Source organism: Ponticaulis sp. (genome assembly GCF_029210165.1).
Classification (GTDB): Bacteria; Pseudomonadota; Alphaproteobacteria; order Caulobacterales; family Hyphomonadaceae; genus Ponticaulis.
Genome location: NZ_JARGNT010000001.1, coordinates 1,821,830 through 1,843,553, shown reverse-complemented (window position 1 = coordinate 1,843,553; position 21,724 = coordinate 1,821,830). Strand labels below are relative to the sequence as shown.

Sequence of the window (21,724 nt, the reverse complement as noted above, 5' to 3'; positions counted from 1 at the left end):
TTCTCTGTAACCTCTATACTGGCTGATTTCCCAATCCATTCTGGTCCCGGGACACATCAGCGAACGCTATGGGGGATGAAATTGGGACAAGTTCCGGAAACTGCTAAACGCACACAATCGCGCTTTAGACGCGGTGTGATCGTCATAGTCCTTCTGATCGCCGTCGTAATTGGTGGCCGCTTCCTGCAGGGTCGTTTTGATCCGGCTATGGCAGCACGCGCGCCAGATTGCCTGGAACTGTCAGACGAAGGCCTCTCCTATACCAACACCTGCGACGCAGAGATCAATTTTCGCTATTGCTTCACCACCACTCCCGGCACCGGACTGCAGAACTGCGAAACCATTGCTCTGGCACCAAACGAAGCCAGCCATTCCCTGTTCGATGAATACCGCGCCGCCAACGCCGATGGCGTTCACGAATACGCCTGTGAGGCCCCCTATCTGCCAGTACGGATTCAGTCCTACACCGACCGCCATGTCGACATAGATGCCTGCCGGCTTGATCAGGATGACCAATGATACGCGAAGGACAGGTGAACCTGATTTTTGCCGTCGTGTTTGGCGTCGGGTTCCTCACCATGGTTGGATACATTCTGATGCCCAACACGGTCGGCTGGGCGATTGCACCGCAATCTGTAGCTCGCGTCCCGCTTTGCATGAGCAGCAACGGCGAGTGGCACTATGAAAACACCTGCAGCTTCGATGTTGAGTTTCGCTACTGTTTCCAGAACCACGACAACGGAACTTATGAATGGCGCTGTGAGACGGCCATTCTGTCTGAAGACGAAACCGTAGACGCAAGCATCCTTCACAACAGCCTGAGCGAATATGCAGGCTTTTCGGTCAATGCCTGCCGCGTGCCTTATGCCCCTGCTCCTATAGAGAATAATTCATTACCTCCGCTGGAATGCTATAAAACCGAAACGAAAGCCGCCTCATGAGCAATGACACCAAGACAGGCAAAACAAAGCTCAACCCTCTACTGGGCGTTCTGGCTTTCGTTGCGCTCGCGGCTTCAATCTTTGTCCTCAACGGTTTTCTGGGGGAACAGACAAGGCCACACCGTTATGCGCTTGTGAATGAGTGCATAGGCGAACCCGCGGATGGTCAGTTCTTCATCAACACGTGTGAAACAGAAATCAATCTGCGTTACTGCGTGCGTGCCATTTCCGGCGAGGAGAATGATGTTTGCCGCACCGAGCGTCTGGCACCTGGTGTAGGCTCTGAGACTTATTATCCAACACGGCGAGAGATGGGAGAAGACTTCCGCGACCGCGATGTGTGGGCCTGTGAGGCGCCCTACATGCCCGATATGGTGGTGACAAATCACAACAGCGCCCTATTCCGTGAAGGCTGCCGTCAGCCTGATGGCGATGAGGATCAGTAAGTGGCTGACCAATCTACCCGCGAAAACCAATCAGATAAGAAGCCGGGCCCTCGCTGGCTCTTTCCTGTCGCGGCCGTCCTCGTGCTCGGCGTAATCGGATATGTGTCGACCCGCCTGACAGAGCCTGAACGCCTCGCTGACGTAAACCACTGCATCGGGCCGCGTGATGGCGATCCAACCTATGAGAACACCTGCGATACCCCCATCAATCTACAATATTGCTTCTTCTCTGATGCCGGCCCCGATTGGGATATGTGTCGCAATACAGAATTGGCACCCGGCGAAGGACTCAGTCAGGAAACCCTGAATAATGATCTTGCAGAACTGGGCGGATTATTTCGCGCCGACTTCTACGGCTGCGAAACGCCTTTCGTTCCGGGCCAGTTCGAGCACTGGAACACACGCCGAATGACAGCCGGTTGTGTAAGCGCTGAAGACCCGTTTGCAGGCCCGCATATTTCACGGCCCGGAGCCAGCAGAACGCCCGAAAATTCGGGCGAAATCCCCGACGATCTCTAGCCGTAAAACCGGTTCAGACTGGTTGAGTGAAAAAAAGGCTTCAAAATCCGCAGAAGCCCACTTGATTCCTGCAGCAAAAGGCGTAAAAAGCGCCGCTCAGTCGGAGTGTAGCGCAGTCTGGTAGCGCATCTGGTTTGGGACCAGAGGGTCGGGAGTTCGAATCTCTCCACTCCGACCATTTTTCCCTTCAAAATAAAAACCACTCAACCGTAAGACTTACGTCGCACGCAACTTCAACAGTTGAATGCGTTTATGTATCAAGATTACTTCTTTTTAAGCATAAAAAATTTCTTCATTTTCAGAACACTTGAAAATTCCTGCCCTCAATTTGCATTTTAACGCATTTTTCGGTTGCATTATTTGGGAGTTTTGTGTTTAAGCACGCTTCGCATCAGGAGCAGTTACCCGTCCCCCCTCGTTACTGCTCCATTGATGTACACCCATCAGTCAGGCGTCGCGTAAGTTCCCCCGTCCCTTCCCCCCCTCCTTCGGGGAGCTTGTTTTCAAGTTTTGAGCGTGACGTCTGGCTGTACCCCCTCCCAAAGAACAAAAGTCCTCAGGCGAAGGCGTAAACAGCCTCATGCTTTACTGGGAAATTCACTGACCGCGCGAGGAAGCAATATTTGTGGATCTCGCTGTGTATTGCGTCTGCGGCGCCCTGATCGTCACCCGTCTTCAGCATGATCGTCGGCCGCAGCGTCGCGCCGATGAAGCGACCCGTGCCATCCGGCTCTGACTCGCCATGGCCAACCGGATTATCCTCATAGCCGAGCACGGTCAGCCCGGCCGTTGACGCCAGATGAAGATACCAGAGCATATGACAGGCCGAGAGCGCTGAAATCAGCAAATCTTCCGGGTTCATCAGCGATGGATCGCCGCCAAGCATAGGATCATTGGAACAGGACACGACCGGCTTGCCCGGAACTGCAATGTCCCAGGTCCGGTCATACGCCTTATAGCTGCTCGTCCCACTGCCCCGATTACCTGTCCATACGATGCGGGAGGTGAAATCATGGGCGCGGGACATAGCGTTTATCTCTTCTGGTTCAGGTCTCGAACAGCGCCGCGTGCGGCGGATGTTGTGAAGGCGGCATAGGCTTTCAGCGCCTGAGAGACATTCCGCTTACGCGGCTTCTCAGGGCTATATGCAGCGTCGCCACGCTGTGCCTGAATTTCACGGCGCGCGGCAAGCTCAGTTTCCGAAAGACGTAGAGAAATTGTGCGGCTCGGAATATCAATGTCGATCATGTCGCCATTCTGTACCAGCGCAATCGTGCCCCCCTCAGCAGCTTCCGGAGAGACGTGGCCGATAGAGAGCCCCGACGTACCGCCAGAGAAGCGACCATCGGTGATCAGTGCGCAGGCTTTGCCGAGACCTTTGGATTTCAGATAACTGGTCGGATAGAGCATTTCCTGCATGCCCGGGCCGCCACGTGGACCTTCATAGCGAATGACGACCACGTCGCCCTCAACCACTTTACCGGTAAGGATAGCGGAAACGGCATCATCCTGACTTTCATAGACCTTCGCAGGACCGGAGAATTTCAGGATGGAATCGTCAACGCCTGCCGTCTTCACGATACAGCCATCAATCGCCAGATTGCCGGAGAGGACCGCAAGGCCGCCATCCTGACTAAAGGCATGCTCTTTTGAGCGAATGACGCCGTTCTCACGGTCAATGTCGAGGCTTTCCCAACGGCTTGCCTGGCTGAAGGCTGTTTGCGTCGGCACGCCGCCCGGCGCAGCAGAGTAAAGCTCGCGTGCAGTGTTCGACGTCGAGATGGTGATATCCCACTGGTCGATGGCATCGCCAATCGTTGGCGCGTGAACCGTCGGCAGATTGCGGTGCAGAAGTCCTGCGCGATCCAGCTCACCGAGGATAGACATGATGCCGCCTGCGCGGTGTACGTCTTCCATATGGACGTCGTCTTTAGCAGGCGCGACCTTACACAGGCACGGCACTTTGCGAGAGAGCCGGTCGATATCATCCATGGTGAAATCGATTTCCCCCTCAATCGCAGATGCGAGAAGGTGAAGCACGGTATTCGTTGAACCGCCCATCGCAATGTCGAGGCTCATCGCGTTCTCAAACGCCTCAAAGCTCGCGATAGAGCGTGGCAGAACGCTCTCATCATCCTGTTCGTAATAACGCTTACAATTATCGACGATCAGACGGCCTGCTTCGAGGAAGAGACGCTTACGGTCGGCGTGGGTTGCGAGCGTCGAGCCATTGCCCGGCAGTGATAGGCCCAGCGCCTCTGTGAGACAGTTCATGGAGTTCGCTGTGAACATGCCGGAGCAAGAACCGCATGTCGGGCAAGCCGAGCGTTCAATCGCCTGCACATCTTCGTCGGAGACATTCTCGTCAGCGGCAGCAACCATCGCATCAACGAGGTCGAGCGCGATCTCTTTGCCGTCTTTGACAACCTTACCGGCTTCCATCGGGCCACCGGAAACAAACACAGCCGGAATATTGAGGCGCATTGCAGCCATCAGCATACCCGGCGTGATCTTATCGCAGTTAGAGATACAGACCATCGCGTCCGCGCAGTGCGCATTGACCATATACTCGACGCTGTCCGCGATCAGCTCACGCGATGGCAGCGAATAGAGCATGCCGTCATGGCCCATCGCGATACCGTCATCGACTGCAATCGTATTGAATTCTTTGGCAACGCCGCCCGCCGCTTCGATCTCGCGCGCAACCATTTGACCGAGGTCTTTCAAATGGACATGGCCCGGCACGAACTGGGTGAAAGAGTTCACCACCGCAATAATCGGCTTACCGAAATCACCGTCTTTCATACCTGTCGCGCGCCATAGACCACGAGCGCCCGCCATGTTGCGGCCATGTGTGGAAGTACGTGAACGATAATTCGGCATAGTCTTACTCTTTCGGCTGAACGTCCGGCGGCTCAGGCACGCAACGGACACCCTCTGCCCTATCAGGCGAAACCAAAGCTCGCAAGAATAGACGCAAGTAATTCGCGCCGATTGAGGTCATTTTTTGCTCGTATACACTTCAACAAGCGATGAGTTGGTGGAAAAATCGACGAATGCACCCCTCTAAAGGATTTTATTCCGGTAGAGATGCGCCTCGATCAGGCTCAACGGGCACCTAATACAGCTCTGAAGTCAGCCATAGCGGGCATAACTCCAAGAAGGAGAAGCAGCCCCGCCACGGGCAATAGTCCGCCAGCCGCCCAGCCCTGAATAATCAGCGCGCCGCAAATTCCACCCACGAGAAACGCAATGAATACGCTGAGATAGAGCACCATACGAACAAGATCTGCGCGCCGGGCCCTGTCTGCAAGCCAGCGACCGATCTCGATACCAAGATCGGTAGAGAGGCCCGTCACATGTGTGGTCCGCACAACGGCTGTAGAGGCTTTCGTGATCAACGCGTTTTGCAGCCCCATCAGTAAGCAGAGCATGCCTGCAATAAAAGGTACCAGAGCGACGCTATCGCTGAATACGCCGCTCAACAGAACGATCATCACCAGAAGGCAGGCCTCAATCAGCAAAGGGAGGCTATATTGCGAGGCTAATCTACGCCTGCGCGCCTGAAGCACGAGCAGCGTCGTAAAGGCGGCCCCCGCGATGAAACAGATGATGAGCCCGAACAGTGCGGCAGCAGGCAGCGCCAGCCCAAGCGCCGCATCATCTGCTACGGCGGAGAGAATACCCGTCATATGAGACGTGTAGCGTCCGACGAGGAAGAACCCGCCCGCATTGATGTAACCGGCGATAAACGCGAGCAGCAGTCCGAGTTGCCAGTTTTTGGCTGGCGTTCGTCGCCTTTCGGCGAGTTTAAATATGGATACGGGCACCAGTCTCTGCATTGCTTAAAACGCATACCATTATTCCCGCCTTTCAAACACCAACCACGCCGCGCACGCCTCCCCCGTGAAAATATTTTGAGAAATCTTCCTCGACTCTGTTGCAAATGATTTGCAAGAGCATTACCCCACGATTACGCAAATGAGAATTATTCGCAAAACTAGGGGTAGTTATGAAAAACGGATTTCTGCGAAGCATCAGCGCAATGGCTATCGGGCTCGCCGTCGCGCAGGGACTTGCCGCACAAGCTGACGATGCCGACCCGATTGAACCGGCTTACGGAGACACTGAAGAGCGCATGCTGGACGACATCGTGGTCACGGCGGCAGGCTTCCAGCAAAACATCGTAGACGCACCGGCCAGCATCACCTTGCTCCCTGCCGAAGAGCTGGAACAGCAGCGCGTGAACAGCCTCGCAGAAGCACTCCGCAATGTGCCTGGTGTCGATATCGGCAATGGCGTCGGCAAAACAGGTGGCCAGAGCATCACCATTCGCGGCATGCCGAGCGATTATACCCTCGTACTGGTAGACGGGCGTCGTCAGAACGCTGCCGGCAATGTCACGCCTAACGGCTTCGGCGACACATCAGCAAACTTCATCCCCCCTGTTTCCGCGACCGAGCGTATCGAAGTTGTGCGCGGCCCAATGTCTACGCTTTACGGGTCTGATGCGATGGGCGGCGTGGTGAACATCATCACACGCACGCCCGACGAAGACTTCGGTATTGATCTCGGCGTCGACGCAACGCTGCAGGGCGATGATGATTTCGGCAACAGCTATAACACCACGCTCTATGCCGATGGTCCGGTCGTGCCCGGTCAGCTCGCTTTTGCCGTGCGAGGCCGTTATTTCGAACGCGAAGCCTCTGAACTGGTCTTCACAGACGCGAACGGTGCCCCGATTGAAGTCTCACGTCGTGGCCCGTCCCCGGTAGAAGGCACAATCTGGACTGCAGGTGGCCGCCTCACCTACACGCCAAATGGCGATCACCGCATCTGGTTCGACGCCGACATCAACGAACAATCCTTCGATAACTCGCAAGGCCAGCTCGGCACGCTGGGCACACGCGGCTATGCTGACGAGCTTCAGTTCAACCGTGAACAGTTTGTGCTGGCTTACACCGGCGAAATCCTGGACGGCGTGCTCGACGCCGACATTACGCGTAATACGACAGAAACACTCGGCCGCGTTCTGCCGTCCGATGTCGCTGGCACGAACCGCCTTGCGGGCGACCCGCGCGATCTGGAAGCGACGAACACAATTTATAATGGCCGTTTCTACCGTACGGTTGGCCAGCACACATTTACAATTGGCGGCCAGTTCTGGGATGCCGAAATGGTTGACGGCGTCGCAGCAGAACCTTTCAGCCATGAGCAATGGGCTCTATTCGCGGAAAACGAATGGCGCATCATTGACGATCTCGCGCTGACCGTTGGCGGCCGGTACGACAATCACAGCACGTTCGGCGAGCAATTCTCTCCACGCGCCTACCTCGTTTGGACGGCAAACGATTATCTGACCCTGAAGGGCGGCGTCAGCCGTGGCTTTAAAACACCGCGTCTTGAGCAGATTGCGTCCGGAATTATCGGCTTCCGTGGTCAGGGCACCATCCCTGTACTCGGCACACCGACACTGCAGCCGGAAACAAGCACAACCTATGAGGCAGGCGTTTACTTCACAGACGGCCGAGGTCTTACAGGTAACCTGACCGTGTTCCAGAACACGTTTGAAGATAAGATCGCTAACGGCCCGGAGCTGATCAACTGCGCCTATGCGCTGACAGAAGCCGAATACAACGCCCTGCCGGCGTCCGATTCCTGTGTTGATTACGGCTACTGGCCACGCCCTGCGACCTTCTCCCAGTCCATCAACGTGGATGAGGCCGAAACGCGCGGCGTCGAGGCGTCTCTGCGTCAGGCTTTCGAGGACGTCACCATCTCGCTCAACTACACCTATCAGGACAGCGAGCAAAAGAGCGGGCCGAGCATTGGCGAGCCACTTGTGAACGTGCCACAGCACCAGCTGAATTCGCGCGTGAACTGGGATGTCACCTCGGACATCAATCTCTGGATCCGCGGCGAATACGCATCAGATCGCTATCGCGGTGCAGGTGAAGCGCAGGACCAGCTCGGAGACTATTCAAGCTACGTCCTGTTCAACCTTGGCGGCGGCTGGCGCGCGAACGACCATGTCACGTTCAATGCTACGATTGATAACCTACTCGATGAGGATTTCATCCAGTACATGCCTTATACGAGCCGTGGCTCGCAGGCATATTCGAATGAGTATGCGATCAATCAGGAACCGCGTCGCCTCTGGCTCTCGGTGAATGTGAGCTACTAAGAATAAAAAAAGCCCCGGCCGGTTGGTCGGGGCGTTCTTCAATTCGGATGTCTACAATGACCTAGTCCGGAATGCCGCCAAAACGGCCGGACTGGAAATCGGCAAACGCCTGATGGATTTCCTGCACGGTGTTCATGACGAACGGGCCATGACCGACCACAGGCTCGTCAATCGGCTCACCAGTCAGCACGAGCAGGACCGTTTTCTCACCGGCGAAGAAGGTCGCGCCCTCACCTTCAACAGAATAACGCGCTGCCTCACCGGCATTCACGCGGTAACCACCCGCATCAATATGGCCGGACATAACGACCAGCATGGTGTTGTGGCCATCGGGAATATCCAGCGTCATCTCACCAGCGCGAGAGAGCTTCACATCCCAGATATTCATCGGCGTGAAGGTCGATGCAGCGCCTTTGACGCCATCCAGTTCACCCGCGATGAGGCGCGCCTTACCGCCATCAAATTCCACAACCGGAATTTCGGCATCGAGGATCGCCTGATAGCGCGGATGCACCATCTTGTCCTTCTTCGGCAGGTTCACCCATAGCTGACACATACGGAATGGCCCGCCCTTTTCCGAATAGGCCTGAGAGTGAAACTCCTCATGAATCACGCCAGCACCGGCTGTCATCCATTGAACATCACCCGGACCGATCGTGCCGCCACCGCCATGTGAATCGCGGTGGCTCACCTCGCCATCATAAACAATAGTCACAGTCTCGAAGCCGCGGTGCGGGTGTTGTCCAACGCCGCGGGGACGTCCGGTATCATTTGGCGGGAATGCGTAAGGGTTGCCATAATCCAGCATGAGGAACGGGCTGATCGCAGCCGTGTCGCCGTTATAATTGAACAGAGAGCGCACATAGAACCCGTCGCCGACCCAATGGCTTTGCGGGGCGCGCATGATCTGTACGAAACTCTTGGTCATTTTCTTTTCCTTTCAACCTACCCTTCACTGACCTTGGAAGGACCGGCATTTCTGGTCCGATAAAGGATATGTTTCACGACGCCGCGCTCACAAGTACGTTCCCGCAGGTGCCTATAAGCGGCACAAAAAAATGCGGGGGCTTTCGCCCCCGCACCTTGGATGATTTCAGATCGAATTCGACCTAGTTGACGTAGCGAACGCCCAGGAAGAAGAAGCGGCCACGTGGACCAACCGGCCAAGCCGTTTGGGTAGAGTATGGCTCTTCGTTCGTGAGGTTGTTTACACCACCGTAGAACGTTGTTGTGTCGCTGTACTCGTAGTTCGCGCTTACGTCGAAGATGTAAGAGGAGTCGAAGAATGCACCGTCGCCATAGAGGCCGATGTCTTCGATTTCCGCAACAGACTGCTCGTCCAGATAGTTTGTCTGGAATGCGAGAGAAAGCGGACCACGATCCCAGGTCAGGGTCAGGTTACCAGAGAGTTCTGGAACTTGAAGCTCGCCAACTTCCGGATCAATCTCTGTGAGGTCGAGCGGGTTGAAGAAGCGATTCAGTTTCTCCTGGTAAGAACCAACGAGGCGAGCACCGAAGGTGTTTTCACCGTAGTCGAAGGTGTAACCAGCAGAGAAGTCAACGCCGCTTGCTTCGAGGCGTGCATAGTTGATCTGACCTGAAGACAGGAAGTTCAGACCACCGTCCGCACGACGAGTGAACTGCTGACAGAACGCTGCGCCCGGGTAGCTACCGGAGTCGAGACAGCCATCAAGGATGTCCTGAGAACCAACAGCGTCGATCGCGTCGTCGATTTTGATATCCCAGTAGTCGACAGTGAAGATCAGACCTTCAATGAAGCTTGGCTGGAAGATCGCACCGATTGTGTAAGTTTCAGCAGTCTCTGGCTCGAGGTCAGGGTTACCACCTGATACGCCTGAGAAACGACCTGTCAGCGGGTTGTTCCAGATCAGGTTGCCGTTTGCGTCAGTCACCTGCGCCTGTGGCACGCCAGCAGCGAGAAGGTCAGCAATACAGTTTGCTTCACGCTGAGAAGAACCGTTGCCTACGTTGCCCGGGTCACAAGGGTCAGCTGTCGCTGCGATTGTGATTGGCAGTGGCGGGTCAAACAGCTCGGAGATGTTTGGTGCACGAACCGCTTCAGAAACCGTAGCACGGAAGCTGATGTCGGATGTTGGCGCCCATGTACCACCGACTTTCCACGTCGTAGCAGAGCCAGATGTAGAATAGTCAGACTGACGAACAGCCGCGTCGACTGTCAGCTCTTCGAAGAATGGACGGTCTGCCAGAATTGGGAGACGAACCTCTGCGAAGACATCATACACGTCGTAAGAACCAGCTGTGTTGAACTGCTGTGTGTTGTCGATAGACGTGAATGAGTAGAGCCATGGAGACACTGTGTTGACGTTCACACCCGGTGTGAACGACGTACCTTGCGGCAGGATACCAAGCGTGAGTGAATCAAGCTGGTTGTCAGATGTTTCTTCGCGGTACTCGATACCCGCCGCGTAGCCGATTGGGCCAGCGAGGAAGTTTTCGAATACGTCGAATTCACCAGCTGCAACAGCAGACAGAACGAACTGCTCGAGCTCGAGAACGTCTTCAAGATCAGACGTCACGAAGTCCTGAGCCGCCTGGCTTGCAGAGTAAGTGCCGAACGGGTTCAGCGGCTGACACTGACCGTCGCCTGGCGTGAAGCTGTAGAAGCGATCAGAGAAGTAAGCACCGTCTGCATAACCGCTGGACGCTGTGAAGTAGTCGATCTCGTAATACGGGTTCGGATCTACGTCTGAACGACAAACGATGTCGCCGTTTGGCAGCTCGATTGAGTCAATCGCAGCAAACACACGGTCAAGGTAGAGACCTGTGTAGTTTGATGTGTTGCGGAAGAGACCGTAGTTCGCAGAAACTTCTACGATGTGGCCATCAACTGGTTCCCATTCGAGGCCGGCAACAGCGCGGTATGTTTCACGCTCGTTTGTAGACTCGTTGTTGTCAGACCAGTCGAGCGGGTCCTGCGTAAGAAGCAGATAGCCAACATTGTTCGCAACAGGCTGGAGCTGGGACGGAATGAACGCGTTGTCCGGGTTGATCCAGAGCGTATCATAGAAAGAGTCCTGCTCAGCAAATGTCGTGGACTCAGCGTTCACATACTTACCTTCAAAGAAACCACGGAGGTTTTCTGTGAACTCGTAAGATGTGTTCAGGTTGATCACGTATTTGTCTGTTTCAGGGAACAGCGTGTCACGGTTGAAGTTCAGACGACCACCGTCGCCACCAGAACCCCAGAGACCGCCAGACGCGATCAGGCCTTCTTCGAAGACGCGCGCATTGCCGTTCTCGTCAGTGACCCAGCACCCTGCGAGATAGCCGATCTGGCCACCCAGAGATTCCTGACAGTCTGCGATGCCGTTATTGTTCAGGTCGACATAAGTCGTGCCACGGCCACCAAAGCCAGGTGCGATAGAACCTTCCTGAGATGTCAGCCAGAAGCGTGGATCCTGAAGAACAACGCGAGCTGGTGCGCCAGCTGCACGAGCGATCAGAGCCTGCTCTTCAGCTGTCAGTGTCAGACCAGCGAGCGCTGGATCGTTAGCGTCTGGGATCAGACCACCGTAACCGCCGAAAATCGCGTTGAAGTTCGGTGTGTTTGCACCGAGTTCACCTGGCTGGAAGCGCAGGTCAGGGTTTGCCTGAGTTGTGTCGATGCCGTTGTCACGAGACCAGTCACGATCACCATAGGTGATGTTGTTGTCTTCTTCGAGAGAGAACGTAACAACGAAGTTACCGCGATCATTGTCGAAGTTACGACCGTAGATCGCGTCGAGGGTGAAGTTGTTTGCATCACCGTAAGTAGACGCACCAACGCGGCCGTTTACTTCAAAGCCTTCATAGTCGTCTTTGAGGATGAAGTTCACAACACCGGTTACAGCGTCAGCACCGTAAACAGCGGACGCGCCACCAGTTGTCACTTCCACACGCTCAACGAGCGCACGTGGAATAGAACCGACGTCAACAGCCTGCGTACCACGGAAACCCGCAACGTGGCGGCGACCGTTTACAAGTGTCAGAGAACGTTCACCGCCAAGACCGCGAAGGTTCAGCGAGTTAGCCCCGGTCGCTGAGTTCTCTGCAGTCAGAGATGAAACGAGTGCCGGAATGTCGTTGACGATGTCAGCGAGGTTGATCTCACCAGAAAGACGAATGTCATCGTCGTCTACAGACTGAACCGGAACAGATGAAATGAGGTTTGGATCCTGCGGAATGCGGGAACCTGTAACAACAACCGTGTCCTGAACGGATGTATCTTCCTGCGCGATGGCAGGAGCACCATTCAGCAGCGCCAGAGAAGAGACGGTCGCGAGTGCCGCCGTAAGCGTAAACTTCATAGGAATGCCCTTTTTTCCCCTATAAAACTCACATGAACTCCCCAAGAAAAATTCATGTGAACGAATTGTAACATCAGTATCGCCACAAACGGGAGAGGAAAGTTACAAAAAAAGATTTCTCACTCCGGCGGTTTCGTTGACAGCAATCGCCCGAAAATTGATCTTCAGTGGATTATTTTCTGTGCAGGTGAGAAATATACCTACAATTATGCCAACTTCATTGCAGTGTATCTTGCCAGCAACGGATTCCGTACACGGTCGCGACGAGAGCTAGCGTTTAAAGGCTTTGCGCAGGCCAGACGACAGCCGCTCCATATCGTGCTCGGTTATATGGAGATACGGCGCAAACCTCAGCGAATTGCCCCGCCTGCTGATGAAAATCTTCTCATCCGCCAAAGCTGGCAAAAGGTCATCCGGCAGACCGTCCGGTGAACTTGCACCTAATATATTCGGCGCGCGAAATCTCGTGTCGACCGGTGTCAGCCCGACCTCTTCAAGCAAAGATACAATCTGCGTGTTCAGCGTGTTGAGAGTCTCGGAAATGTTCCCGATACCCCAATTGGCGATCCGTTCGAGCGCTGCGATGCCACCCGGAATGAGCGCGGGCATGGACTTCTCGCCCATATCGAACCGCCGTGCACCCTGCTGATAGGTTGAAGAGTATTCTGCGAGCTTCTCGAACATGTGTGCGCCCTCGCGGTTCATCCATGTTTCTTCGAGCGGGCGCGCATCATGCCATATCGGATCTATATAGAGAGAACTCAGAGCATACGGAAACAGCATCCATTTATAGCCAGCCGTCGCGACGAAATCCGGCTTCACGCGGCCAAAATCAAATGGAATGGCCGTCAGTGACTGGGTCAGGTCATAAACCTGAAAAGCGCCCTGAGCGCGCGCCGCGTCAGAGACTTTGACGACATCAATCATCGCGCCCGTGCCCCAATGGCAATGCGGCAGAGACAAAAGCTTCGTAGCTGGCGTGATGGCCTCCAGTATTGCGCTGGTCCAGTCATGATCGGGCGGCGTATTCACCGTCTTTATGCTTGCGCCAGTTTCCTCACTCACCCGCTTCCAGGTAAGATACGTGGACGGAAACGTCTCGGCGATCATGAGGATTTCATCGCCCGGCTTTAGATGCGGCGACAAAGCCTGCGCTGCGGTCGCCAGCCCATAACTGGCAGACGGCATGAGCGCGAAATTGTCAGCTTGGGTATCCGTAATCTTACCGAGCAATTCCCGAAGGCGTTCAGGCTGTTCGAAGAAATCCGTCGGCGCGACCTGCCAAGGGCGTTCTTTATGGCGCAGACCTTCAATCATCGCCGCGCTTGAGGCTTTCAGCTGCGGCCCCTGATAGGCGGAATTAAAGTAGGCGACATCCTCGGGAATATCGAAAAGCGCGCGCTGGGATGGGATTACCGGCATATCTGAGCCCCTTCTCTGCCCTTATTCCTCAGTACACACTTTCTTCCCTTGCCAAAACGGGCACGACCAACGAAATAGCGCCCATGGCAGCACCTCCCGTTCTTTCACTAAATGACATTCGCCTCACCTGGGGGGGCAAACCCGTTTTCGAAGGCGTCTCGCTCTCTATCGGTCCGAATGAACGCGCTGTACTGGTCGGCCGCAATGGCGCCGGTAAATCCACGCTTATGAAGATTATCGCAGGCGTGATAGAGCCCGATGAAGGCGATGTCTGGCGCCAGCCCGGCGTGCGCGCCGTCTATCTGGCGCAGGAACCAGACCTCTCAGGCTTTGATAAGCTGATTGATTACGCGGTAGGCGATTTGCCCGCGATTTCAGCAGATGACCGACACGTCGCGGAAGCTGAACTTATGACGCTCGGCCTTGATCCGGAATCAGACCCAGCAAAGCTCTCAGGCGGTCAGAAGCGCCGCGCAGCTCTTGCGCGCGCCTTCGCAGCAGATCCTGACATCCTGCTTCTGGATGAGCCGACCAACCATCTCGACATTCCTGCGATCGAACAGCTCGAAGGCCGCATTGCGAGCTTCCGCGGCGCACTTCTGATGGTGAGCCACGACCGCCGCTTCCTGGAACAGATTTCTACCTCCTGCTATTGGCTGCGTCAGGGCAAGGTCCGCTCTTATAATCGCGGATTTAAAGAGTTCGACGCATGGGCGAATGAAGTCGAAGCCGAAGAAGAAAAGGCGCTCGACCGCCTGAACACCCAGCTGAAAGCCGAACAGCGCTGGATGGAGCGCGGCGTCACCGCCCGCCGCAAACGCAATATGGGCCGCCTTCGTAAAGTGTTGGACATGCGCGCAGAACGGGTCTCGCGAAAATCCAGCCTGAACGAAATCCGCGCCACGTCCGACATGGTATTGGAAACGGCTGAAGGTTCTGGCAAACGCGTGATTGAAACGCGCGGCATTTCCAAAACCTTCCACACACCGGCCGGTGAACTGCCGGTGGTGCAGAACCTCTCCATCCGCGTCCAGCGCGGGGACCGCCTCGGCATTGTCGGCCCGAATGGCGCAGGCAAATCAACGCTGATCAAACTATTGCTCGGCGAATTGGAGCCGGATACGGGTTCTGTGAAACTCGGCACAAATCTGGAGATCGCCTATCTCGATCAAGGGCGCGACCGGCTCGATCCGAACGACACGCTCTGGCAGGCGCTCGCACCAGAAGGCGGAGACCAGATCGTGGTGCGTGGTACGCCGCGGCATGTCGCCTCATATGCGCAGGACTTCCTCTTCAAGTCCGAACAACTTCGCCAGCCGGTTGCCGCGCTGTCGGGCGGGGAGCGCAATCGCCTCCTGCTCGCCATTGCTTTGGCCAAACCCTCCAACCTGCTTGTGCTCGACGAGCCGACAAACGATCTCGACATGGAGACGCTTGAACTGCTTGAGGACATGCTGGCCGAATATGATGGCACACTCATTCTGGTGAGCCACGACCGGGCCTTCCTGGATGGCGTCGTCACGTCCTGCATCTCACCGGTGGGTGACGGCCAGTGGCTGGAAACACCGGGCGGTTATAGCGATGCCGTTCGCCAGTTGAAGGAAATTAAAGGCGCAAAAACAAAGGACAAGGCGACTTCCAAAGGGCCAGCTAAATCCGACAAGCCGGCTGCGTCCAAGCCACAGAACAAGCTGTCTTTCAAAGACAAGCACCGCCTTGAACAGCTCGACAAGCTAATGCCGCAGCTACAGACGCGCATCGAAAATCTGGAAGCCGAACTCGCTGATCCGAACCTTTTCAGCAAGGATGCGGCCCGCTTCCAGAAAGCAAGCGAAGAGCTTGAATCCAGTCGCGTAGAACTGGAGGAGGCCGAAATGGAATGGCTGGAACTCGAAGAAAAACGTGAATCGCTGGAAGGTTGATTTTCCCCAGTTTTTCTTGCGAACCCAGTCAATTTTGCAAAGATTACCAGACGCTTCGTTAACGGTCTTTGGCTAGGGTCATGCTCAACCATACACAGAATGAGCGACGCAATGTCATCCAGCACCGTTTCAGCTTTTGCACGTTTGAAAGATCTCGCCAGCGAATCCTCAAGTGAGAAACGCCGCGAGCTCCTGCGTTCGATTACCGACCTTTTCCTCGGCGATCCATGCGAACGCAGCGATGCCGAATGCATGCTGTTCGATGACGTTGTTGGCGCGGTTGTGAAAGACATGCAGGCGTCGGTGAAAGCCGAACTCGCCGAAAAGCTCACAAAATCAAAAGCGCCTGTGCACAACACGCTTCGCACATTCGCGATGGACGATGACATCAATGTCGCCCGACCGGTTCTTGAAAATTCCGCGTCTCTCTCTGATGAAGACCTGATCGAAATTGTGACCTCGCGTACGCAGGAACACATTATGGCGATCTCCAAGCGCGCAGGCGTGAGTGAGAAAGTCTCCGATGCAATCGTCGATCACGGTACTGAAGCGGTCATCGCCTCCCTCCTCGAAAACAGCTCGGCCCAGATCGGCCGTGAATCCATGGAGAAGGTCGCGGACAAAGCCCAAAAGTCTGCGCTTCTACAGAAAAGCTTTGTAGGCCGTGATGATGTACCGCTCGACCTGCTCAACGAGCTGGTCATGCTGGTTGAGAGCGATCTGCGCAGCGAAATCATGAAGCGTTTTGAAGGCGTTTCCGAACAGGAACTCGACGCCGCGCTTGCACGCAGCCGTCGCCTCGTTCGCAAAAATTTCGGGAAACAGTCCCGCGAACAAAAACTCGCTGAAGCCGAACTTGATAAAATTCAACAGCGTGAAGCGCTTGGCATTGGCCATCTTCATCGCTTCATTCAGGCTAATCAGATTTCAAATTTCTGTGAAACCCTGCACCGTATTTCCGGCATCAGCTATGCTGCAGCCCACGGGATTTACATGAAGCGCGACATTGATGGCCTCGCCTTTGTCATGAAAGCGCTTGATGCACCGCTGCAAAGCTTTGCAACGATTGCCGCTTATGTCGCTGGCAAGAAAGACGCCGTGAATATGGTGACGGAGTACGCCGCCGTTTATCGCGATGTCTCACCACAAGCGGCAGCTCGTGCGCTCCGCTTCTGGAAAGTCCGCGGCGCGTCTTCGCAGGATGAGGCAGCCTGATCGCTGCCTCCTGACGCTCAGGCGTTATTCACCACCATCGTCATCCATATCCATGCCAAGCGCTTTGCCCTGCGCGACTTTCTGAACGCGCGCACGCTCGACACGTTCTGACAGTTCCGGCGGCGACATGATTTCCGGCGGGTCCTGCTGCTGCATATAGACCGTCCGGCTTGGGAAGGCGAAGCCCGTTCCCGCGCGTTCGATGATGTCCATGATTTCAAGCGCCAGCTTTTCTTTCAGCGCCAGCCACTCACCCCAGTTGGTCGTGTTCGTGAAAGTGTAGATCAGGAAGTCGATCGAGCTGGCATTAAACGTATCAACACGCACGAAAAGCGCCGTTGTAGGTGGCTTGGCAAACTCCGGACTATCCCAGAGGAAGGCTTCGATTTCATCGCGGATGAACTTCAGTTGCTCCACGGTGGTGCGGTACTCGACGCCGACCACCCATTTGATGCGGCGGTGGGTCATGCGTGAGAAGTTGGTCACCGCATTATCGGACAGCTTCGAGTTCGGCACATACATCGGGCTTTTGTCGAAGCGACGGATCAGCGTGGAGCGGAAGTTGATCTTCTCGACTGTCCCCTCACAGACACCATCGACAGCAATCCATTCGCCTGGCTGGAAGCGTTTCTCGGTCAGGATCAGAATGCCGGCAATCAGGTTCTGGAACAGGTCCTGCGCGCCAAGGCCGACAGCGATGCCGAACACACCAAGGCCAGCAATGATCGGCCCGATCGGAATTCCCCAAATGTCCAGAACGGCCGCCGCGCCGACGATCAGGAACAGGACCTGAAGTGTCTTCACGAGCCAGTCGACAATTGCGCCGGAAAGCGTTTCACGAAGCCCCGTAAACAGGAATGAAAACGCACCGACCGCGCGATTGAGCGTCCAGAAGATAGATAGCGCCACCATGGAGCGGAGGATATTATCAGCAATGGCCTGCGCAGTTGGTGGCAGATCGACGACCTGTGTCGCGATATAAACACCCACAATCACCGGAACCAGCTTGAGCGGTGCGGAAATAGTCGTGACCAGCGCGTCATCAAGATTGGTTTTTGTGCCCGCTGCGGCGCGCGTGATCGCCCGCACGACAGTTCGCGCAAACAGGCCGCGGATCATCAGGGACAGCAAGATAACGCCTATCGCCGTCAGAACTTCTCCGTATGACAGGCCGAACACGCCCTCATACCAAAGCCCCTCAATATAAGCGTATCCGTCTTGCGCCCATTGCGGCATCTTGGAAACCCATTCGGGCGCCGAAGCTGTTGTCATCCCCAACCTCCGTGAATCAACTGGTCACGTTCTTTAACAGGGGCGTTCCATGGTCAATACGGCGATTGACCTCAATCCCGCAAAATGGGGATGAAAGCCCCTCCCCCTTGCTTCAGCTTCAATCAAAACAACTTCATGCGTGTGGACTATATTTTTCTTTACGCAGCCGATAAGCATGTCACAATCACAGGTGAACACACTTGTGTGGGAGGAGAGAAAAAATGATTCTACGTACAACAGGCCTTGCCCTGCTGATGGCATCGCTTGCGGCATGTGGCGGCGACGCACCGGCACCGGAAACACCGGCAGAACCACCTGCGGCCGAAGCACCGGCACCAGAAGCTGAAGCGCCAGTCGAACAGGCCCGCATCAATGATGACGGCCACGCGAACTACGCAAATACAGACAACTGGCTCTGCCTGCCCGAAACAGCTGGCAATGACGCCTGCTCACCTGACCTGAGCACAACAGTCGTCGACGTTGTAGATGGCGAAGTCGTTGTGTCTTCCGAAGGCTACACACCAGCGGCTGATCCGGCGATTGACTGCTTCTACGTCTACCCGACGGCATCAACGGATCAGGGCGGTAACTCCGACCTCATTGCAGACCCCGCCGAGATGTTCACGACTGCAGGCCAGTTCGCACGCTTCGGCTCCGTCTGCCGCCAGTTCGCGCCAATGTACCGTCAGGTCACGCTGCGCGCGCTTCGTGCCAACATGGCCGGCCAGCCAATGGAGCAAGACCGAGAACTGCCGCTTCAGGACGTGACAGACGCCTGGAACCATTACCTTGAGAACTATAATGATGGCCGCGGTGTCATCCTTGTTGGTCACTCTCAGGGCTCAAGCGTCATTCAGGGCCTGCTCGCAGCGTCTATCATTGGCACGCCAACTCAGGACCTGATCGTCTCTGCCATGCCAACAGGCATCACATATCCAACGCAGGAAGACGGTTCTTTCATGGGCATGCCGCCATGTGAAACAGCTGACCAGCTTGGCTGCGTGATCGCATATTCTGCATTCCGTGAAGATGTACCGCCAGCGCCTTCCAGCTTCTTCGGCGTCAACACACCACGCGGCGACGCAATGTGTGTGAACCCGGCAGAAGTCTCCGGCGATGATGGTGTCCTCGATGCCTATCTCGGCACTGGCCCTGACCGCGCGGGTGTAGAGCCTGTCTTCGCTGAAGGTGTTGAAGTTGAAACACCATTCGTGAAACTGCCTGGCCTTCTGACAGCTGAATGCGTATCAACTGACTCGCATAACTACCTCGCGATCAGCATCAACGCTGACCCGAGTGATGACCGCACAGACGAGTTCTGGGGCGACATCTTCAATGCAGACGGCACAATCAACGAAGGATGGGGCCTCCACCTTCTCGATATGCATGCGCCAATGGGTAACCTTCTGCGCATTGCGCAGGCCCAGTCTGATGCATGGGTTGCCGCTCACAGCGAGTAAGCGACCGATAATCTGAAATCAGAAGCCGCCGGTGTGTTCGCATACCGGCGGCTTTCTTTTGCCCCTAAATGCCAAGCACACTTGTCAAGCAGATAAATATATGACAAGTATACTTTTCATATTGAATAGCCAGCTTTTCACTGAAGGATCTACATGTCGTTACTCAACCATCCACTCACCCAACATCGTATCCTTGTCCCGATCCTCGTAATTGTCCCGATCGCCTATCTGGCCTCGCTGCCCTGGCTAAAAGCATCCCCGGATTGGCTTATCTTCGCGCTTGGCGGCGTCGCCGTACTTATTGAAGTTGGCGGCTCCTTCATTCTCTTTGCGCAAAAAGATCAGAAAAGCGACGAATGGCATCGCGGGGCGACACGCTTTGGCACCCAATGGGGCTGGCTGGTCGGAGCGGGCATTATCCCCCTGCTTCTGGTTCTTCCACCATTTCAGTCGCTCGTTCTGTCACTGGCCACTCTGACAGATCCGGACGCGCAGCTGACCGAGCGCGCAGCACTCATGACTTTCCTGTTGGGTTTTGGCGCTGTCGTTGTACTGCAGGCGATCTTTACCGCTGTGTTCAGCCTTGTCTGGCGCATCTGGATGTCACGCGCAGTTTGAGGAAGCAGGCATGAAAAACCGTATCCGGGTGCTCCGTGCAGAACACAGCTGGAGTCAGGCAGAGCTTGCAGACCGCGTTGGCGTCTCCAGAAACTCCATTAATTCCATCGAGAACGGACGCTTTGATCCGTCCCTGCCGCTAGCGTTCCACATTGCCGATGCATTCGGGCTCACGATCGAAGAGGTCTTCGAGCGCCCTGCGCCTCCGGAGAAAGGCACTTAACTGGCTGATATCATGACAATGCAGTCATAGAACTCGCTTCTCTGTATTCTCCCCTTGCAGGCAGAGCGACGGCGTTGTTAGCGTGCGCGCGACCAGCCGGAGATCTATATGCTTTTCAACTTTCGCTCATGCCTGATGTCTGCACTTGCTTTCAGCGCTATTCTGCCAGCAGCCAGCGCGCAAGAAGCGCCGCCACCGCCAGAAGAGCAGCAACAGGCGAATACCAGCGAAATGCTGACAAACTGGCTGATGGTCGATGTTCTGGACCGGAACTGCCGCATCTTCGGCCTGACAGACCGTGTCGCGCTCACCCGTGAGGTCGGCGCTTACACCCGCGTCTGGCGGGCAAGCCAGGGCGCGGCGACGCCGGATGCCCTGCTCGCCAATCTGACCGACCTGACCCAAACCGCTGTCGAACGCGCGGAAGAGATCAATTGCGATGATGCCATGAACTATCTGTTCCAGGCGCGGCGCGAATATTTCCGCTCTCTGCTCGCGCAGATCGTCAGCGCCGCTGGTAATGAAAGCTGGGATAGCGAGCCGGATGCCATCAAAGCTTCATGGCAAGCGCTTGTGAACGAAATTGGCGGCTTTTTCGGCGGCGAGGAATTCAACCGGCTGCGCGGTATTTTCCAGGCTGAAGTGGAAGGCGCAGACCTCGATCGCGAAGAGCTCTGGTCACAGCTTCGCCCGATCCTGTTTGCAACACACTGGCAGCTGTCCGTCGCCGAAGACGGCTTTTCCGTCTATCCGCAGCGTCAGGCGGGCGGCCAGTTCAACTATGTCTTCACCCGAAACGAAACCGAGGAAGACCTGCCTTACTCCATCACTGCACCGACAGAGATTGCCGTTAGCGGAGAAGATGGCCAGCCGCACGCGCTTCTGTCCGCTACGGGTAAAAGCGATGATGACCGCGTCGTTGTCTTCCTGCAAAAATATGATTCAGCAGCTCAGCCAAACGAGCTGAATGCCAGCATGCTTGTTCAGCAGCCGGCGCAAGCTGGTATGGCTCCGTCTCTTCGTAGCTTTGACGCTGAATCTCTGCCGGAAGCAGATTGCCCGACAGACTTCTGCTTCATCTTCCCGGCTGACGCGACACCGGCAACTGAAAACGCCCAGAACCGCGCAATCCAGCTGGTCTTCACACCAGCAACCGAAGAGGCTGACTAATCGA

At 55.6% G+C, this 21,724-nt stretch carries 18 protein-coding genes and 1 tRNA gene; 12 read left to right on the top strand and 7 right to left on the bottom strand.

The features are described from left to right. The first annotated feature begins 75 nt into the window (after positions 1 to 75). The 5 genes from P1U45_RS09040 (at position 76) to P1U45_RS09020 (ending at position 2,084) form a co-directional block, all read left to right on the top strand. Positions 76 to 519: a hypothetical protein gene (locus P1U45_RS09040; protein ID WP_301058768.1), complete on the top strand. Its 444-nt coding sequence runs from the start codon at positions 76 to 78 to the stop codon at positions 517 to 519. After that, positions 516 to 941 (top strand): hypothetical protein, encoded by a 426-nt coding sequence (locus tag P1U45_RS09035; RefSeq protein WP_301058767.1) that lies wholly within the window; start codon positions 516 to 518, stop codon positions 939 to 941. Before P1U45_RS09040 ends, P1U45_RS09035 begins: the two co-directional genes overlap by 4 nt. After that, positions 938 to 1,387 (top strand): hypothetical protein, encoded by a 450-nt coding sequence (locus P1U45_RS09030; RefSeq protein WP_301058766.1) that lies wholly within the window; start codon positions 938 to 940, stop codon positions 1,385 to 1,387. The genes P1U45_RS09035 and P1U45_RS09030 overlap by 4 nt, the downstream gene beginning before the upstream one ends. Then, complete coding sequence (locus P1U45_RS09025) at positions 1,388 to 1,906, top strand: hypothetical protein (protein ID WP_301058765.1); 519 nt, start codon at positions 1,388 to 1,390, stop codon at positions 1,904 to 1,906. A 101-nt stretch (positions 1,907 to 2,007) separates the two neighbouring features. Continuing rightward, positions 2,008 to 2,084: transfer RNA gene (locus tag P1U45_RS09020), tRNA-Pro, on the top strand. A gap of 378 nt (positions 2,085 to 2,462) precedes the next feature. On the opposite strand, the gene P1U45_RS09015 is transcribed toward P1U45_RS09020, so the two are convergent. The 3 genes from P1U45_RS09015 to P1U45_RS09005 all read right to left on the bottom strand — a co-directional run bounded on the left by P1U45_RS09015 (position 2,463) and on the right by P1U45_RS09005 (position 5,736). Further along, positions 2,463 to 2,933 carry an OsmC family protein gene (locus tag P1U45_RS09015; RefSeq protein WP_301058764.1) on the bottom strand — a complete coding sequence of 157 codons (471 nt, stop codon included), beginning with the start codon at positions 2,931 to 2,933 and terminating at the stop codon, positions 2,463 to 2,465. Positions 2,934 to 2,938: 5 nt separating this feature from the next. Next, the gene (ilvD, locus tag P1U45_RS09010; RefSeq protein WP_301058763.1) at positions 2,939 to 4,789 is read right to left on the bottom strand and encodes a dihydroxy-acid dehydratase; all 1,851 of its coding nucleotides are present in this window, start codon (positions 4,787 to 4,789) and stop codon (positions 2,939 to 2,941) included. A 224-nt stretch (positions 4,790 to 5,013) separates the two neighbouring features. Next, the gene (locus P1U45_RS09005) at positions 5,014 to 5,736 is read right to left on the bottom strand and encodes a YoaK family protein (protein WP_301058762.1); all 723 of its coding nucleotides are present in this window, start codon (positions 5,734 to 5,736) and stop codon (positions 5,014 to 5,016) included. A 182-nt stretch (positions 5,737 to 5,918) separates the two neighbouring features. On the opposite strand from P1U45_RS09005, the gene P1U45_RS09000 reads away from it, so the two are divergent. Further along, on the top strand, positions 5,919 to 8,090 hold the full coding sequence (locus P1U45_RS09000; protein ID WP_301058761.1) for a TonB-dependent receptor: 2,172 nt from the start codon (positions 5,919 to 5,921) through the stop codon (positions 8,088 to 8,090). A 61-nt stretch (positions 8,091 to 8,151) separates the two neighbouring features. On the opposite strand, the gene P1U45_RS08995 is transcribed toward P1U45_RS09000, so the two are convergent. The 3 genes from P1U45_RS08995 to P1U45_RS08985 all read right to left on the bottom strand — a co-directional run bounded on the left by P1U45_RS08995 (position 8,152) and on the right by P1U45_RS08985 (position 13,840). Further along, on the bottom strand, positions 8,152 to 9,018 hold the full coding sequence (locus P1U45_RS08995) for a pirin family protein (protein WP_301058760.1): 867 nt from the start codon (positions 9,016 to 9,018) through the stop codon (positions 8,152 to 8,154). 181 nt (positions 9,019 to 9,199) lie between these two features. After that, on the bottom strand, positions 9,200 to 12,418 hold the full coding sequence (locus P1U45_RS08990) for a TonB-dependent receptor (protein ID WP_301058759.1): 3,219 nt from the start codon (positions 12,416 to 12,418) through the stop codon (positions 9,200 to 9,202). A 270-nt stretch (positions 12,419 to 12,688) separates the two neighbouring features. Then, positions 12,689 to 13,840, bottom strand: coding sequence for an aminotransferase class V-fold PLP-dependent enzyme (locus tag P1U45_RS08985; RefSeq protein ID WP_301058758.1), 1,152 nt, complete (start codon positions 13,838 to 13,840; stop codon positions 12,689 to 12,691). Between the two features lie 83 nt (positions 13,841 to 13,923). Between P1U45_RS08985 and P1U45_RS08980 the strand changes: the two genes are divergently transcribed. Both P1U45_RS08980 and P1U45_RS08975 read left to right on the top strand, forming a co-directional pair. Continuing rightward, positions 13,924 to 15,762 carry an ATP-binding cassette domain-containing protein gene (locus P1U45_RS08980; RefSeq protein ID WP_301058757.1) on the top strand — a complete coding sequence of 613 codons (1,839 nt, stop codon included), beginning with the start codon at positions 13,924 to 13,926 and terminating at the stop codon, positions 15,760 to 15,762. Positions 15,763 to 15,873: 111 nt separating this feature from the next. Next, on the top strand, positions 15,874 to 16,977 hold the full coding sequence (locus P1U45_RS08975; RefSeq protein WP_301058756.1) for a DUF2336 domain-containing protein: 1,104 nt from the start codon (positions 15,874 to 15,876) through the stop codon (positions 16,975 to 16,977). Positions 16,978 to 17,001: 24 nt separating this feature from the next. Here the strand turns inward: P1U45_RS08975 and P1U45_RS08970 are convergent, their stop codons facing one another. Then, on the bottom strand, positions 17,002 to 18,249 hold the full coding sequence (locus P1U45_RS08970; protein ID WP_301058755.1) for a mechanosensitive ion channel family protein: 1,248 nt from the start codon (positions 18,247 to 18,249) through the stop codon (positions 17,002 to 17,004). Positions 18,250 to 18,470: 221 nt separating this feature from the next. Between P1U45_RS08970 and P1U45_RS08965 the strand changes: the two genes are divergently transcribed. The 4 genes from P1U45_RS08965 to P1U45_RS08950 all read left to right on the top strand — a co-directional run bounded on the left by P1U45_RS08965 (position 18,471) and on the right by P1U45_RS08950 (position 21,720). Then, on the top strand, positions 18,471 to 19,709 hold the full coding sequence (locus P1U45_RS08965; RefSeq protein ID WP_301058754.1) for a DUF3089 domain-containing protein: 1,239 nt from the start codon (positions 18,471 to 18,473) through the stop codon (positions 19,707 to 19,709). A gap of 153 nt (positions 19,710 to 19,862) precedes the next feature. Further along, the gene (locus P1U45_RS08960; protein WP_301058753.1) at positions 19,863 to 20,327 is read left to right on the top strand and encodes a hypothetical protein; all 465 of its coding nucleotides are present in this window, start codon (positions 19,863 to 19,865) and stop codon (positions 20,325 to 20,327) included. A gap of 10 nt (positions 20,328 to 20,337) precedes the next feature. Beyond that, complete coding sequence (locus P1U45_RS08955; RefSeq protein ID WP_022694586.1) at positions 20,338 to 20,550, top strand: helix-turn-helix transcriptional regulator; 213 nt, start codon at positions 20,338 to 20,340, stop codon at positions 20,548 to 20,550. A 108-nt stretch (positions 20,551 to 20,658) separates the two neighbouring features. Next, complete coding sequence (locus tag P1U45_RS08950) at positions 20,659 to 21,720, top strand: hypothetical protein (protein WP_301058752.1); 1,062 nt, start codon at positions 20,659 to 20,661, stop codon at positions 21,718 to 21,720. The last annotated feature ends 4 nt before the right edge of the window (positions 21,721 to 21,724 follow it).